The organism is Flavobacteriales bacterium, from assembly GCA_020435415.1.
Taxonomy (GTDB): Bacteria; Bacteroidota; Bacteroidia; order JACJYZ01; family JACJYZ01; genus JACJYZ01.
Genome location: JAGQZQ010000001.1, coordinates 48,022 through 64,628 on the forward strand (window position 1 = coordinate 48,022; position 16,607 = coordinate 64,628).

Here is a 16,607-nt window from a genome sequence, read left to right on the forward strand (position 1 = left end):
AAAATAATGTGCTTAAAATCCGCTGGCCTGAATACAGATCAGGTATTGAGTATGTTCCGGACAGCTTTCCATACAAGGGCGGGCTCAAATCCTTTTCCGATCACAAAATCCGCAATCCGTTTGTTTACAGCCGGACCGGATCGGCCTGAGGTTCCTGCCTTTTTAAGTATCCAGGCATCCAGCGCTTCCTGGTATTCATCATCCGGGATCTCCTCCATGGCCTTTCGGATGCAGTATGGTGATATGTTCCGTTGTTTGAGCTCCAGGTTGATTCGGATCTTACCCCAACGCTTTATCCTGAACTTTCCGCGGGCGAATGCACGTGAAAACCGTTCTTCATTAATAAAGTTTTCCGTGATCAGGGAGGCGATGAGCAATTCAACATCCTGGCGGCCCAGTCCTAATGTATAGAGTTTTTTGCGCACTTCCTGCTGACAACGCTCCTGGTAAGCACAATAATGGCGGGCTTTTTCTAGTATTTCCGGGGAAACAGACATGGAAGGCGAAACTAAGTATTCTGTGTGTCACTTTTTGAATCATACCTATGAAAGTTTGAAATCCGGATGAAACGTCCTTCGAATAAGGGATTGAATGAATCCTTCTAATTAAGATTACGTATATTAGCAGGTAGCTAGGGGTTTTACAGGAAGACCAATCCGGCAAGTAGAGTTTTTTACGCGTCACCTCCGATCAGTATGTTCAGAATCAGATTAACCGATCTTGCCCGAAGGACAGGCGTGTTTGGGCTCCTGTTGATAATTTGCTCTTCAGGAAGCGCCCAGCAAAAAGCAACGGGCGATGGTGAACAATTGCCACTAGTCGACGGGTCCTGCGGTTCTCCTACAGGTCCGTTCTTCGAATGGGACGGTTCGTCCTACTCCAATTACACACAAGCCAACACAGCAGGTAAATGCAATAATAACCTCACAGCCGGGCAAACATATTGCTATACCTTTCTCTATCCATCCACCGGTAGCCTTAATTTGAAGATTTATGTTAACGGGAGCTGCGGTAATTGTGATGGCAGTTTTAGTATCAATTCCGACCCTGCTTGTACCGGTGGGTGCTGGGGGCCATTTTCCAGTTTCTCAGGTTGCACCAACACCCTTTATAACTCCAGTTGTTCTCTTCAGGAGTCCGGAGGATTTGAGATGGGAACCGGTTGCACCCCAGCCATTACATGTAATACTACTTTCACCTGGTGCTTTACAGTACCAGCAGGTTGCAGCACCCTGGACATATGTCCCTTATCCAACTGTTCGGCAGGTTCCAGCAATTGTGCCGGTGGGTTGCCGGTTAAGCTTATGAATACTCTGATAGAAGAACATGGCGAGAAAATCTTTATGGCTTGGGTAACAGGCACCGAAGAGAATAACGACTATTTTACAGTAGAAAAATCCGATGATGGAATTCATTATCAGTTACTGACTACGGTTCAGGGCTCAGGCAACAGTTTTAAGCCAAAAAAATACAGCATTTACGATACGGAACCATATCATGGCATGAACTACTACCGACTGTCCCAAACCGATTATGATGGAAAAACAGAGGTGCTTGACCACCTTGCGGTAAATAAAGACCCGGAAGGATTATCCATTTCATCTCTCTACCCTAATCCAGCCAACGATCTTGCACACGTATCCATTACAACCGAAACCAGTGAGCAGGCGCAGGTCCAGATCATCGACATGACCGGAAGATTGCATTACCAGTCTTTCTACGACCTGAACGAAGGCACCAATGTGATTTATCTTCCCACCAATGAACTGCCTCAAAGCACCTATTTCTTCAGAGTTACCACCAAACGGGGCACGGAGTATATCCGGTTTGAGAAGGTCAACTAACCCTTCAGGGTGAACAATTATTTTCACAGTTTATGTTATCGGGATTTTATTACCTTTGCAGCCGTTCTTGATTGATAGTCGTAAGTCGCTAGTAGTTAGTAGTAAGTATATAGGCTACCGATGAATGTTATGTTTTTTCGACTAGCGACTAACTACTCAGTACTAATTTTGGTGCGGTAGCTCAGTTGGTACCTGCCTGCCGTCGCGCAGACCAGGGCATCGGCAGGCAGGGAGCAAAGGACTGAAAATCCCTCCACACCATTAAAGGTTGAGGTATTAAGTAAGGTAGGGATGGTTAATGGTGAGGAATAAGTAAAATATAAATACTGGTGCGGTAGCTCAGTTGGTAGAGCAAAGGACTGAAAATCCTTGTGTCGGGGGTTCGACTCCCTCCCGCACCACAAAAACAGTTTGGAGCAAGAGCATACAGCATACAGTCCGTGCGGTAAGCTTCCTTGCTCCAAATTGTTTTTGTCCCTGTTGCTGTATGCTCAAACTGTATGCTCACTAGTATGTTGAGATAAACCCGTCAATGACTGTTTCCCTCCCACCAATAATTATCCCCAATCACTTACAATTACCAAACCTACCTGTCTATACGAAGGCTTGTGCAATAGCAGCCAGGTCGTCAATTTGACGGTTCGAAGTCATGTCGGTCAGCACCACGAAAACAGCAACAGCATACAGTGAGTACATGCTGACCGTATGCTCTTGTTATTTTCGTCCTGTTGCTGTATGCTCACACTGTATGCAGATTTCAAAACCTCACCCCAATCACCAGGATATCATCCACCTGTTCCTCGCTTCCTTTCCATTTCGTGAATTGTTCTTCAAGGATACGTTTCTGCTCGACGATGTCCTTGTCATGTATTTCCTTTAAAAGATCTCTGAACTTTTTCGTTTTGAATTTTTTACCCGTCCGTTCCCCGAACTGGTCTGCAAATCCATCGGTAAAGAGATACATCATATCCCCTTCCTGATACGGCACATGTTTGTCCTGAAATTGTTCCACCCCATTGATGTGTTTTCCGGCAATCGGGTAACGATCACCCTCCACTATGTTAAGTTCTCCTTTTCGGAACATGTACATAGGGCGCATAGCTCCTGCAAAGGCTATGGTCTTCTCCTCCCGATCGATACTGCATAAGCCGATATCCATACCATCAGGAGACTCTACCGACTCATGGGCCTGGTTCAATAATTGCCTGATATGCTGATGGAGTTTGTTCAGGATGCCGGCCGGATCAGTCAGACGCTGCCCTTCCACCAGCAGATTGAGTTGCGTGAAGCCCAGCATTGACATCATAGCGCCCGGTACACCGTGACCCGTGCAATCAGCCACTGCCAGTATATCCCTGTTCCTGACACTTGCATGCCAGTAAAAATCACCGCTAACGATATCCTTTGGTTTAAAGAAAACAAATGAATTCGGGAGGCTTCCTGCCAATTCCTTTCCCTTTGGAAGAATCGCACTTTGTATCTTCCGTGCATAGCGAAGGCTTTCTCTGATCAGTTGATTTTGCTCTTCGACCTTTTCCTTTTCCTTCTCCAGATCAATTGTCCTTGACCGCACCTTTTCCTCCAGGCCCTCGTTCAGTACCTTCAATTCTGAATTAACGGAGTCGAGCATCTTCAAACTATTTTCCAATTCCTGACTCACCCTTTCCCGCTCCTTCAGCAGGTTTTGACGCTCAATGGCATATCTGATGGACTTCTCCATGAGGTAGTCGTCATATTTTCCCTTCTCCAGGTAATCCTGGGCACCCAACTGTATGGCCCTCACTGCGGTCTTATGATCTGACAAACCTGTCATGATGATGATGGGAAGATGCGGGTACTTCTTTTTGATCTCAGTATATCCATCCAGATGGGAACTGTCCGGCAGAGACAAATCCAGCAACATCACATCCACGTGGTAGCGTTTTAAGATATCCAGTCCTTCGCTCACCCTACTGGCGATATGAAGCGCAGACCCCCTTAGGTTGGTAGAATCGAACAATTCACGAAAGAATTGCTGATCGACCGGGTTATCCTCAATCATCAATATCGACAGATCCCTATTCATGATTTTTTGGCAATCGGGCAGTCTGGAACCAGAACTGTTCGATTTGTCTGGCCACCTCAAAGAAGTGGTCGAGATCAACAGGTTTTGTGACATAACAATTGGCATGATCATTATAACAAGCTTGAATATCCTGCTCGGAGGTGGAGGTGGTAAGTACGACAACCGGAATCTGTCTGAGCTTCTGATCCATCTTGATCTCTGCAAGCACCTCTCTTCCGTCCTTTTTCGGCAGATTCAGATCCAGCATGATCAGATCCGGTGTGGGTACTCCTTCGTAGCCGGAGATCTTTCTCAGAAATTGCAAAGCCTTGATTCCGTCTGTCACTATATGAATATTGAACTCATGGTAATTTCTTTCCATGGCGGTTTGCGTCAGCTCGATGTCCTCCGGGCTGTCTTCTACAAGCAACACCTGTATGGGGTAATGAGGTTTATTTTCTGTGTCCATATACGGAACTATTTAGGTAACGTGAAATGAAACGTGGTGCCCTTTCCGAGGCTTGACTCTACCCATATCTCACCGCCATGCTTGGTCACGACTTTCTGGCACATGGCGAGACCGATCCCAGTCCCCTCATATTCCTCTCTGGTATGCAGTCTTTGAAAGATGATGAATATGCGTTTAAAGAAATCCTCTTCAATCCCAATTCCATTATCCTTGACAAAGAATTGCCAGTAACCATCCACCTCATTGGCGCCCACTTCTATCACCGGACTCACACCTTCACGCCGGAATTTGATGGCATTGCCGATAAGGTTCTGGAACAGGAGTTGAAGTTGGGCGTTGATTCCCGGAACCGTTGGAAGCGGACCGACTTTAATGTGCGCATTGCATTCGGAAATCCGAATCCTGAGATCGGTCATCACCTTCTGAACCAGATCAGCCACGTCTACCTGCTCAATATCCTCATCATTGGTATTTGAAAGTCTTGAATAGGTCAGAAGGGCTTCTATCAACTGTTTCATCCTCTTGGTTCCATCCACAGCCACATTAATGTACCGCTCGCCTTTCTCATCCAGCGTATCCTTTATATGGTTTTGCAACAGTTGCAAATAACTTGTAATGGCCCGCAATGGCTCCTGAAGGTCATGGGATGCCACATAGGCGAATTGCTCCAATTCCCTATTGGATCGTTGCAAGGCTTCGGTGCGCTCCTGTATGCGGATTTCAAGGAACTTATGACTTTGCTTCAACTCTTGCTCCTGGGTATATTTCTCCACAAAGAACTGAACCTTGTTGAGCAGAACCTGAGGATCGAACGGTTTGGTGATATAGCTGAACGCACCTTTTTCATAGCCTTTAAATACATTGATGTTTGATGTATAAATGGCTGAGATGAATATGAAAGGCATCCGGGCCGTCTTTTCTTCGGAGCGCAGGATTTCTGCCAACTCATATCCGTCCATCTCAGGCATCTGAATATCCAACAGGGCAAGCGCAAAGTCGTGTCTCAGCGTGAGCTTTAGTGCCTCGTTCCCGCTGCTTGCGCGGAACAGTTCAACATCAAGGTCCTTCATCAGCCGCTCGAGTGCAATCAGGTTCTCAGGCCTGTCATCAACCATCAGAATTTTGGGCCTGTCAATTCTCAGGTCCTTTTCAGGACTGGACACCTCATGCGGTTGGTCCATGGTCATCATTCCTTTATCCATATTCTCATAAGTGAAAGTAAGCGTTCAATATCCACTGGTTTTGATATATAGTCGTTGGCGCCGGCATCTATGCACTTCTGCCTGTCTTCTTTCATGGCTTTTGCTGTAAGAGCGATAATGGGAAGATTACGGAACTGCGTATTTTTTCTGATCTCACGCATGCAGTCGTATCCATCCATTTCCGGCATCATGATATCCATCAGGACGATATCCGGGTGCGGTTGTTCCTTGAGTGCTTCGAGGGCCACTATACCATTCTCAGCCTTTGAAATAATGAAGCCCTGGTCCTTGAGCACCTTGGACAGTGCGAAAATGTTGCGCATGTCGTCATCAACCAGAAGCACATGTTTATCGTGAAAGAGTCGTTCCTTGTCATATAAACTGGTGATCATTCCCTGCTTTTTATCCGGGAGGTTGTTCACCGTACGATGCAGGAACAGGGCGGTCTCATCCAACAAACGTTCTTCGCTTTTCACGCCTTTGATGATGATGGAATCCGCTGACATTCTGAGTTCTTCATTCTCTTCCCTGGTGAGCTCTTTTCCGGTATACACAATAATGGGCGGGACCTTCTTCTCCTTTTTTCTTTCCTCCAGCATGTGTATCAATTCAAAGCCCGTCATATCCGGCAATCCGATATCCAGCACCATACAATCCACCTGCTGGTTATCGAGAATCTCCAGTGCCTGTTTTCCGGTTGACGCTTCAACACATTTCACGTCGCCGTTACCTATCAGTTTTTTAATCGACTTTCTCATCACGTTGTTATCCTCCACAATGAGGAGGTTCTTCATTTTACGATTGATAAAGTCCTCTATCCTGGAGAATGCTTCTTCCAGCTGCGGTTTGGTCACAGGCTTGGTCAGGTATTCAAGTGCTCCGGAACGAATAGGATCCAGGGTTTTTTCATTCACAGACATGATGTGCACCGGAATGTGACGTAGTGCCGGATTTCCCTTTAACTCCTTCAACACCATATGTCCGTCGATGCCCGGCAGATCAATATCCAGCAAAATCGCATGGGGCATAAATTTGGAAGCCAGCGCAAGTCCGTCTTCACCCGTGGTCGCCGCCAGGTATTTGAATCCTTTTTCATTTGCCTGTTTGGCCAGGACCCGTGCAAAGCCAAGATCATCATCAATGATGAGCATACATAGATCATCCTTCGTTATCTGATCCCTTTGATCATCAATTCCCGGGACATTCAGATAGCGATTATCCGTAAATGACACCGGCTGTTTAGGTTCATGTTTCACCCACACTTCCTCCGCCGGTTTACCGTCCCCTTTGCTTATTATTAGTGGTATTGACAAGGTAAAAGTGGAACCTTTTCCGGCATCACTTTCAAGGCTGATATTTCCTCCGAGTAGTTTGGCCAACTCACGGGAGATGGACAGCCCCAGGCCGGTACCGCCATATTTACGTGCCGTCCCACCATCGGCCTGTTGGAAAGCTTCAAAGATCACATCCTGCTTGTCCTTGGGAATCCCTATTCCTGTATCGGAAACCATGACATTCAGATTACTTCCTGCATCTTTCCGGAAGGTTATTTTCACACTTCCTTCTTCCGTAAACTTCAAGGCATTTGATATCAGATTCTTGATCACCTGATCCATTCTCTGACGGTCGGTTTGAATGGTTTCAGGAACGCCATCTTCTACAACCACACTCAAATCCAAACCCTTCTCAGATGCCTGTCTCTTGAAATTCCTCCGAATGTCAGCAGCTATTTCATGTACCGTCACCTTTGAAATATTCAGGTCCATCTTACCAGCCTCGATCTTGGAAAGATCCAGTATTTCATTGATCAGAATCAGAAGATCCTGTCCGCTTTTGCTAATAACCTGCGCACTTTCCACCTGATCTTCAGTCAGGTTCTTTTCCTTGTTGGCGGATAAGTCACCGGCAAGAATCAACAAGCTGTTCAGAGGCGTACGCAGTTCATGGCTCATGTTGGCCAGGAATTCACTTTTGTATTTGCTGCTTATTTCCAGTTGCTTTGCCTTCAGTTCAATATCCGTTCTGGCGGTTTCCAGGTCCTTGTTCTTTTGCTCCACCACCTGGGTTTGTTCTTCCAGTTCTTCGTTGGCGGCCTGCAGTTCTTCCTGTTGCTCCTTGAGTTTCTGGGCCTGTTCTTCCAACTCCTCATTGCTTTGCTGCAATTCCTCCTGCTGGGTTTGCAGCTCACCGTTCAGCTTTTGCATGGCGGCCTGCTGTTCCTTGAGTTCTGTGATCTCAAACCTGACGGAAATGAATTTTTCGATCTTACCATTGACGTTTAGAATGGGGACAATGGTCGTATCCACCCAATAGTAACTTCCATCTTTGGCCTTGTTGATAATCTCACCACTCCATACCCTACCCGTTGTGATGGCTTTCCACATACCCACGAACAAGCCGTCCGGTTGTTTGCCGGACTTAAGCATGCGGTGATTCTGGCCTATTAATTCTTCGCGGGGGAACTTGGACACTTTCACAAATCGGTCGTTGACATAGGTGATATTTCCATCCACATCGGTAATGGAGACCAGAGCCACGTCATTCAGTCCTTCCAGTTGCTGCTCAATCTCCCGTTTGGCATTGGCCAATTGCGTACCTTTTTCCGTAGCTTCATCCAGCAACTGCTGAATCTTCATTTTGGTAATCGCAGTATTCACTGCCACTCCAAGCGTTTCCATGCTCCCCTTCACAAATTCCAACTGAATTTCTTCGAATGCCTGTGGCTTGCCAAGCTCGATAACCCCGAGTGAGCGGTCCTCAAACAGGAAGGGACTCACCAGGACGTTCCGCGGTGGTATATCCACCAATGTGGATTTCACCCGGATGCTCTTCTCGTCCACGTCATGGAGCATGATGGGTTTCTTCGCAGAAGCCACCTGACCAATCAGACCTTCACCCATTCCATACCTGCCGTTGCCATCGCTATTTGAGAATGCATATTTCCCTGCGAGTTCCAGGTCATTTCTTTGTTCGTTTTTAAGGTATACCGAACCGATATTGGCCTCCGTGTAATTGGCAATGAATTCGATCACATCATTCACCAGGGTGGTCACATCCTTATCTCCCTGAATCACATCGCTGAGTTCATTCTTTCCGGTACTCAGCCATTTGTACTGTTGGGTTTCCTGTTCTTTCTTAATCAGCGCGTCCCTCATGCGAACCATCGCATTTCCAAGCGCTGCCAACTCCGTAGACCCACTCACCGATATATCTGTGTCCAGATTTCCGTCACCAATATTTTCAGCCACGTTCACTGCTCTGGCCACGGGCCTCACAATCGAACGCGTAATGAACCATGAGAAAATGATACAGAGTATGGAGAGAAATGCAAGTAGAGACCATTCCACCGTGATCATATTACTCAATTGTGCCGTTGTCAGGACCTGATCATCATTCATAAATTTCTCCTGCTTCCGGCGCATGGCGTCTATCAAACCGGTGATCTCCTTATTGAGATTGACCATTTTACTCTCTATAAGATCTTCGGCGGCCTGCTGGTTGGTTGCGGCAACGTTCTCCACCTCGGTCTGGTACTGGTCTAACGTTTGCAACAAACCTTCCAGTCGGTTCACCTCATTCACCCAGGCCTCATGCTCCTCCATCTTCACCTTTTCCGTAAGCCCTTTCAACACGGCCATTGGCGGCCTGATCTCTTCATCCCATATCTTTCTTCGGCCTGACCTGTTGGTATCCTTACCCAGCATCACCCATCCACGAAGCTGGGAAATGCTTTGATGTACGCCTGCCATCAATTCCAGGTCGGCATTTAAGGCCGGAGCCCTGAGCGTGTGAAGCCTGTCAGCGGTGGCATCTACATTTTCTGCCATCGAAATGATGATCAATACAGAAATGATCAGGGAGATGATCATCGCTCCATAACCGAAGCTGATTTTCTTTCCTATCGAGTCAAGCTTGAAATTCATGGTGGTTGTTTGATTGTTGGTGTACTTTCATAAGTGTTTCGCTTATTTTATCGGGAGAAAGGATGAGGTCGGGCTGGCACGCTTCGATCGCTGCCAGCGGCATATATGGTGACTCAGCGGATTCCGGACTTTGTGCAATGGTAAACCCGCCATACTCTTTGATCTTCGTTAGGCCACGTGCACCGTCGTTGTTGGCTCCGGTAAGCACAACACCCACCAGGCGCTCGCGGTAAGCGTCAGCGGCCGTTTCAAATAGGACATCACACGATGGCCTGGCATAACAGACCCTCTCGTCAATAGTGAGGCTCAGGGTACGATCGGTTTCAACGAGAAGATGATAATTCGGTGGTGCAATGTAGACCGTGCCCGGCATGGCCGTCTCTTTTTCATCCGCTTCCTTGACCCTGATGCGACATTGTTTATCAAGAATCGTAGGCCAGACGGAACCTGCGTCAGGTGCAATGTGTTGCACAATCAGGATGGTCAAAGAAAAATTCTGAGGCAACGGAACAAGAATCTCACGGATCGCCTTCAGGCCACCGGCTGACGCCCCTATAACAAGAGCTTCATATCTTGTTCGCTTATTCAGTTGCATATCTTTTTTTATAAATCCGCTGTCCTTCGTCCAACGCTTCAAAATACTTTCCGTACTCTGAAAACATTAATGTCTCTTTGTGTCCAAGACAGAGAATGCCACCTCTGACCAGGCTTTGATGAAATAAACGAATGACTTTATTCTGAAGATCTTTATTGAAATATATCAGAACATTGCGGCATACGATCATATTGGTTTCGGTAAAATCCCCGTCAGTCACCAGGTTATGATGAGCCCAGACAATGTTTTTTTTCAGGTTGTTATTCATGATCGCCGAATCGTACTTCGCGTAAAAATGATCTGTGAATGAGGCACGCGCTCCACTGGAAACATAATTCATGGCATGACGCTTCATCTGCTGGATTGGATAAATACCTTCCCGCGCCTGCTTTACGACATCATAATTGAAATCCGTGGCATATAATTGTGTGCGGTCATACACTCCTTCCTCGGACAGAAGGATGGCCATGGAATAGACTTCCTCGCCGGTGCTGCATCCGGCGTGCCATATCTTGCAATAGGACCATGTTTTTAGAAGGGGCACCACCTTTTCCCTGACTGCAGCATAAAACTTCGGGTCCCTGAACATTTCGGTGACATTAATGCTCAGATCTTTCAGAACCTCCGAGGCAAAAGACGGATCGGCAAGTACGCGGTGCTGAAGCATCGACACGCTCTCCAACCCTGATAATCTGAGGCGTTGGAGAATCCGGCGTTTGACATGCGCCTTGGAGTAACTCCTGAAATCATAGCCATACCTTTGGAATATGGCTTCCAAAAGCAGAGGTATCTCAATGTCGTTAATATCCGGCTTGCTCACTACTTCCATGCCCGTGAGTCATATTTGTTCATGCTGAATCGGGACTAACAACCTTAGCCCTACCGATTGTTCACCGGAGGATATCCTGTAATCATTACGGACATATGCACAATCAGTGCCTGGTTTTACGCCCCGACCGAACGGAAGTTACTCGGTATTTATACCTAATTTTCGCATTTAAAGCGACTTACATAACTATGGTTCATGTCCATATAACCCCTAAGTCACCCGTGCACCCATTTAATGAGCAGGTTTGATTTTATTTAACTTTGGCGACATGCAACTAGTCATTGACATCGGTTCCTCGCATACCAAAACAGGCCTTTTTTCAGGCAGGGATTTGGTTTCATCCCACAGCTTCGATGGCATTCCTGATCCGGAAACTTTAAGCGCCTGGTTGAAGTTGTACCCATCGCCTTATGCAACCATTGTTTCCAGTGTCAATCAGGAGGCACCGGAATTATATGATTTTATTAAACAGAACATGATCCTCGTGCTGGTAGACAGCCAAATGTCTCTTCCTGTGAAGGTAGACTACAGAACACCGGAGACCCTTGGCAATGACCGGTTGGCCGGCATCATGGGCGCTTATGGTCGTTTTCCTGTAAAAGACGTTCTGGTGATTGATGCCGGTACATGTATCACTTATGACCTGCTTGACAAAAATGGTGTTTACCAGGGAGGCAGCATCAGCCCCGGGCGTCGGATGCGGTTTCAGGCGCTGAACAAATTCACGGCACGCCTTCCACTCGTCAATGGAAACGATGAAATGGCGCTTACCGGAAAGGATACCACCACTTCAATACAGTCGGGAGTGCAGCATGGGATACTCTCCGAAGTGGCCGGGATAATAGGTTTGTATCAACAGCAATATAAGGATGTTACCGTCGTTTTGACCGGGGGCGACAGTGCCTTCTTTGATAAGAATCTGAAAATTAACATCTTTGTCGCCCCAAACCTGGTACTTGAGGGATTGAACCTTATGTTAGAATGCCATGCGAAAGTTTAAATTGATGCTGCTCATACTGGCGGGCCTCTGCGGAGTCGTCAATGCCCAGGAACGCAGCAATTCGCCATACAGCAGGTATGGTATCGGCGAGCTTTATGGCAACACCTTTTCATATGCCACCTCTTTGGCTGGGGCCAGTATCGCATTCCGTCCAAACGTAGAACTAAACCTACAGAACCCCGCATCACTCACGGCTATGACCAGCCGGGCGCAATTCGGAATTGGTATTTTCAGTCACATCAACAAACTGAAGGTGGCCTCTTCCTCCGTGCCATCATTAAGGAATACCACGCAATTGTCTCAGATGAGCATGGGCTTTCGGATAAAGTCAAACTGGAAAGGTGCCCTGTCCCTTGCCCCGTATAGTGGCGTAGGATATTCCATGGTAGAAAAGGTCAACATTGACCAGGTAGGTGAGGTGAAATACAAGTTCAATGGCTATGGTGGAGTGAATAAGTTCACCATGACACATGCCTACCAATGGAAAAACCTGTCTGTTGGTGTCAACGCGAGTTACATCTTCGGCCGGATAGATCGTCAACGCTCGGATTCATTACCGGATAATATATTCGGATTCAATAGCGCAGCGAGCAGCCAGCTACTGGTGCGTAACTTCGTTTTTGAGACCGGAGCACAGTACCATCGGAACCTTTACTATCAAAACAATAAGGGAAACCGTGACTCGCTTGAACTTATTCTGGGAGCTACGTATGGTCCGCCCGGTCATCTTAACAAGACAAGGGAAGACTTCCTGATCACGATGACCACGCCCGGTGGCACCACTGTTGACACATCATTCAGCGAAAGCTTTGAAGGCAAAATGGTCTTACCCCTTTCCTGGGGCGCCGGTGCCTCCATCGGCAAAACAGCCGGTGATAAGCAATGGCGGATTGGTGTGGACTATACAGCACAACCATGGTCTAACTACACGCTTTTTGACAAAGCAGATTCCATTGGAAATGCCCATCGCTTATCCATTGGCGGCCTGTATCAAAACGATGCGGAAGGCATACAATGGCGAGGTGGATTATTCCTTTCGCAAACCTACCACGAACTCAAAGGGATCGCCATTCAGGAAAATGGCATAGCTTTTGGTTTGAGTGTACCCATGAAGGTGGCAAAACCTCTTGGAAGTAATTATTTAAACCTCGGTTTTGTCATTGGAGAACGTGGAACAACCGATCAATCTTTAATTAAGGAGCAGTTTATCCGGCTAAATGTGGGATTCTCATTTCAAACGGCAACTTGGTTCCTGAAACGTAAATACGACTGATATGAAGGCTTGGAAACTTTATTTAACGCTAATTTGTGTATGTGGGATGGCTTTAACCCAAGCTTCCGCACAATGTTATCAGACCAAAGATAATGGTCAGAAGTTCGGACCGGACAGCGCAAAATGCGTTGAAAATCTCTCTCTGTATAGTGAATACTACAAACAAAACAATATGGAGATGGCGCAGAAGCCATGGCAGGAGGCCATTACCAACTGCCCGAGGTCTTCACAAAACCTTTATATACACGGCCCATCCATTCTGAAGTATGCTATTAAAAAGGCCACAGACCCAAAGATTCAAAAGAAACTGGTGGATTCCTTGATGTGCGTTTATGATAAACGCGTTGAGTATTTCGGAAAGAAAGGATATGTACTGGGCCGGAAAGCATCAGATTATTATACCCTTACCAGGGATAGTGAAGGCGCTTATGCCATGTTCAAGGAATGCATGGAACTGGAAGGAAATGAGACGGAAGCCATACCTTTGGTATATTACTTCCAGTCTGCCTGCGACCTTCTTAGCAAGGAGAAACTTACCAAAGAAGATGTACTTGGACTTTTTCAGAGCATTGGTAATGTGATTGATTACAACCTGAAGAAAGACCCGAACGACAAGAATTATCAGGCAGCGCAGGAAAATGTGGAAAAGATTTTTGTCAATTGCAGCGGTATTGCCGATTGTGGTGCGATGATCGGGATTTTCGGGCCGCAATTTGATTCAAAGGTAGATGATCTGGACTGGCTGAAGAAAGTAGCAGGATTATTAGATCGTCAGAAGTGCCAGGATTCCCCCTTATTCTTTAAGGTGGTGGATGCCATTGGAAAGAAGGAACGTTCTGCCACCGTTTTCCGGATGCTCGCAGGATTGGCGGCCGGAAAAGGTGATTGCACGACAGCCATAAAATATCTGCAGGATGCCGTTGAAATGGAGGAAGATGCGACCCAGAAGGCAAAGGACCTGCTTTCCATTGCAAAATGCTACGCCAATCAAAAGCAGTTCGGACAGGCAAAATCCTATGCGCTGCGCGCTGCTTCCACCAAGAGTGGATGGGGAGATCCATACATCTCGATTGCAGAGTGGTGTGCCGCATCATCTTCATCGTGCGGAGACAATGAATGTCTGGCCAAAGCCGGTTACTGGGTTGCCGTGGATTTCCTTACCAAAGCCAAGTCCGTTGATGGTTCCGTGGCATCAGAAGCGAATGAAAAGATCAGCAAATACAAACAATATTTCCCGAACAATGAGGACTGCTTCTTCCATGGCATCAAAGAAGGAGACGAGGTGGAAGTCGGTTGCTGGATCAATGAAAAGACCAAGGCCAGGTTCTAAGTTTGGTCTGATCCCTACACTATGTCTGCTTAGCATACTGACCGCATGCGAGGCAGACCTTGCCAAGGTGGATCTGGTCACATCTCAGGATGAGACAGCACCAGAGGTGGCGCACAATGTTGAAGCGCTTTACAGCGATTCAGCCATGCTGAAGGTGAAGTTGAACGCCCCCCTTATGGAACGCTTTTACGGCGAGAAACCCTATGTGGAATTTTCCAAAGGATTGCACGTGGTATTCTACGACTCAGTTGCCCAACCCAATGCTGAATTGACCGCAGGATATGCCATCCGCTATGTGAACGAACGCAAGATGGAAGCGCGACGGAATGTGGTGGTCGTGAATGAGCGGGGTGAACGGCTGGTGACAGAACATCTGGTGTGGGACGAGCAAAAACAAATCATTTTTACAGAAGAAGAAGTACACATCACCAGGGATGATGAGGTGATCTGGGGTCAGGGACTTGAAGCCGATCAACATTTTAACCGATACCGCATTAAAAAACCGATTGGTTCATTTCACCTACCTGAAGAAAAAACGGAAGAACATGTTCCTTAAATGGGCCTGGGTGATTGTAGGTATCGTGTGTCTGTTCACAACTATGCTGGCACTTTATCGGGGAGATGTGGAGATGGCTGGAACTTTTTTTATCTTTACTTTGGCTTCGGCGCTATTATACTGGCGACGTAGGAATACAACTTAAGTTAAAACACCGTACCGATCATGGAGTCTTCTGAAGACGCGGACCAGACCATAACCAAGCCCTGATCTATATTCATGGAAACAGGCTTGGTCATTCTGATCTCACTCTTTTTTTCGGCATTCTTCTCAGGCATTGAGATCGCGTATATCACCTCCAACAAACTCGATCTGGAGCTTCGCAGGAAGAAAGGCCTGATCTCTGCAAAATTACTGGCCGGCATTACCCGATATCCATCACGGTTTATTGGTATGCTGTTGATCGGCAATAATGTAGCGCTGGTTTTCTATGGTATAGCCATGGCACGGCTGCTTGAGCCAGACTTGCGTTTGTACCTGCACTCCGATGCTTATGTGATGGTGGTACAAACGCTTATTTCCACCATCATCGTTCTGCTGACCGCCGAGTTTCTTCCAAAGGTGCTCTTCCGCATCAACCCTAATTTTATCCTGCTGACCCTTGCCGCTCCCCTGTGGCTTCTCTACTTTCTGCTTTATCTTCCCGTGGTACTCATCATGCAAGTGGCCCAATTCATACTAACACGCATATTTGGTATTGCCTTTCATGCAGAAGATCCTGTATTCGGTAAAACGGATCTTGATCATTACCTGGACCTGGTGACCACAGGAATCAATCGGCCGGAAGACATTGATCCTGAAATCAAGATTCTTAAAAATGCACTCGACTTTACCAATATCAAGGTGAAGGAATGCATGGTTCCCCGTACAGAAATTGTTGCCCTGAATATTGACGATCCCATCAATCAACTCAAGGAACAATTTATCCGGACCGGGCTTTCCAAGATCCTCATCTTCAACGAAAACATTGATAACATCATCGGCTATACCCATTCCTATGAGTTATTCAAGAACCCAAAAAATATCAAAGCCATCCTTCTGCCGATCATCATTGCTCCGGAAAGCATGAGGGCCAGTGAGTTGATGGAGAATTTTATCCGTGATCACAAAAGCGTCGCCGTAGTGGTTGATGAATTTGGCGGTACCGCTGGAATGGTAACCATGGAGGATATCATTGAAGAGATCTTCGGTGAGATCGAAGATGAGCATGACTCGGAAGAACTGGTTGAAAAACAGCTCGGTGACCATGACTACCTGTTCTCCGCCCGACATGAGATAGACTACCTGAATGAGACTTACGATCTTGGCCTGAAAACCTCAGATGAATACGAAACACTCGGAGGTATGGTCACCCACTTTCATGAAAGCATCCCTGAAGTGGATGAGGAGATCGCGGTTGACAATCATATTTTTGTTATCAAAAAGGCATCTGATTCCCGGATCGATCTGATTCGTCTTAAAGTTCGGAATACGTCCTGATATCTGCGTTTGCCGTCTTTTTATTTTCAATTATCCATTGTATCTTCGCACCTCATTTTCAAG

At 46.8% G+C, this 16,607-nt stretch carries 13 protein-coding genes and 1 tRNA gene; 7 read left to right on the forward strand and 7 right to left on the reverse strand.

Going from position 1 to position 16,607, the window contains the following annotated elements; all coding sequences use genetic code 11:
* Positions 1-38 precede the first annotated feature (38 nt).
* The gene (locus KDD36_00210; protein MCB0395041.1) at positions 39-497 is read right to left on the reverse strand and encodes a RecX family transcriptional regulator; all 459 of its coding nucleotides are present in this window, start codon (positions 495-497) and stop codon (positions 39-41) included.
* A gap of 198 nt (positions 498-695) precedes the next feature.
* On the opposite strand from KDD36_00210, the gene KDD36_00215 reads away from it, so the two are divergent.
* Positions 696-1,844 (forward strand): T9SS type A sorting domain-containing protein, encoded by a 1,149-nt coding sequence (locus KDD36_00215; GenBank protein MCB0395042.1) that lies wholly within the window; start codon positions 696-698, stop codon positions 1,842-1,844.
* Between the two features lie 328 nt (positions 1,845-2,172).
* Positions 2,173-2,245 (forward strand) — tRNA-Phe (locus KDD36_00220).
* Positions 2,246-2,601: 356 nt separating this feature from the next.
* Here the strand turns inward: KDD36_00220 and KDD36_00225 are convergent.
* Genes KDD36_00225 through KDD36_00250 form a run of 6 tightly spaced genes read right to left on the reverse strand, consistent with a single transcriptional unit; the run spans position 2,602 to position 10,906 of the window.
* Positions 2,602-3,909: a response regulator gene (locus KDD36_00225; protein ID MCB0395043.1), complete on the reverse strand. Its 1,308-nt coding sequence runs from the start codon at positions 3,907-3,909 to the stop codon at positions 2,602-2,604.
* Positions 3,902-4,357 carry a response regulator gene (locus KDD36_00230; GenBank protein MCB0395044.1) on the reverse strand — a complete coding sequence of 152 codons (456 nt, stop codon included), beginning with the start codon at positions 4,355-4,357 and terminating at the stop codon, positions 3,902-3,904. Before KDD36_00230 ends, KDD36_00225 begins: the two co-directional genes overlap by 8 nt.
* Positions 4,358-4,365: 8 nt before the next feature.
* Entirely contained in the window at positions 4,366-5,559 is a 1,194-nt protein-coding gene (locus KDD36_00235) for a response regulator (protein ID MCB0395045.1), read from the reverse strand.
* Complete coding sequence (locus KDD36_00240) at positions 5,544-9,482, reverse strand: response regulator (protein MCB0395046.1); 3,939 nt, start codon at positions 9,480-9,482, stop codon at positions 5,544-5,546. Before KDD36_00240 ends, KDD36_00235 begins: the two co-directional genes overlap by 16 nt.
* Positions 9,466-10,077, reverse strand: coding sequence for a chemotaxis protein CheB (locus KDD36_00245; GenBank protein MCB0395047.1), 612 nt, complete (start codon positions 10,075-10,077; stop codon positions 9,466-9,468). The genes KDD36_00240 and KDD36_00245 overlap by 17 nt, the downstream gene beginning before the upstream one ends.
* Positions 10,064-10,906 (reverse strand): protein-glutamate O-methyltransferase CheR, encoded by an 843-nt coding sequence (locus KDD36_00250; protein ID MCB0395048.1) that lies wholly within the window; start codon positions 10,904-10,906, stop codon positions 10,064-10,066. Before KDD36_00250 ends, KDD36_00245 begins: the two co-directional genes overlap by 14 nt.
* A gap of 268 nt (positions 10,907-11,174) precedes the next feature.
* Between KDD36_00250 and KDD36_00255 the strand changes: the two genes are divergently transcribed.
* The 5 genes from KDD36_00255 (at position 11,175) to KDD36_00275 (ending at position 16,544) form a co-directional block, all read left to right on the forward strand.
* On the forward strand, positions 11,175-11,906 hold the full coding sequence (locus tag KDD36_00255) for a type III pantothenate kinase (GenBank protein ID MCB0395049.1): 732 nt from the start codon (positions 11,175-11,177) through the stop codon (positions 11,904-11,906).
* Positions 11,893-13,179 (forward strand): hypothetical protein, encoded by a 1,287-nt coding sequence (locus tag KDD36_00260; protein ID MCB0395050.1) that lies wholly within the window; start codon positions 11,893-11,895, stop codon positions 13,177-13,179. The genes KDD36_00255 and KDD36_00260 overlap by 14 nt, the downstream gene beginning before the upstream one ends.
* Before the next feature lie 46 nt (positions 13,180-13,225).
* A complete protein-coding gene (locus KDD36_00265; protein MCB0395051.1) occupies positions 13,226-14,509 on the forward strand; it encodes a hypothetical protein in 1,284 nt (427 codons plus the stop codon).
* Positions 14,484-15,065, forward strand: coding sequence for an LPS export ABC transporter periplasmic protein LptC (gene lptC / locus KDD36_00270; GenBank protein ID MCB0395052.1), 582 nt, complete (start codon positions 14,484-14,486; stop codon positions 15,063-15,065). The genes KDD36_00265 and lptC overlap by 26 nt, the downstream gene beginning before the upstream one ends.
* A gap of 219 nt (positions 15,066-15,284) precedes the next feature.
* The gene (locus KDD36_00275) at positions 15,285-16,544 is read left to right on the forward strand and encodes an HlyC/CorC family transporter (protein ID MCB0395053.1); all 1,260 of its coding nucleotides are present in this window, start codon (positions 15,285-15,287) and stop codon (positions 16,542-16,544) included.
* Positions 16,545-16,607 lie beyond the last annotated feature (63 nt).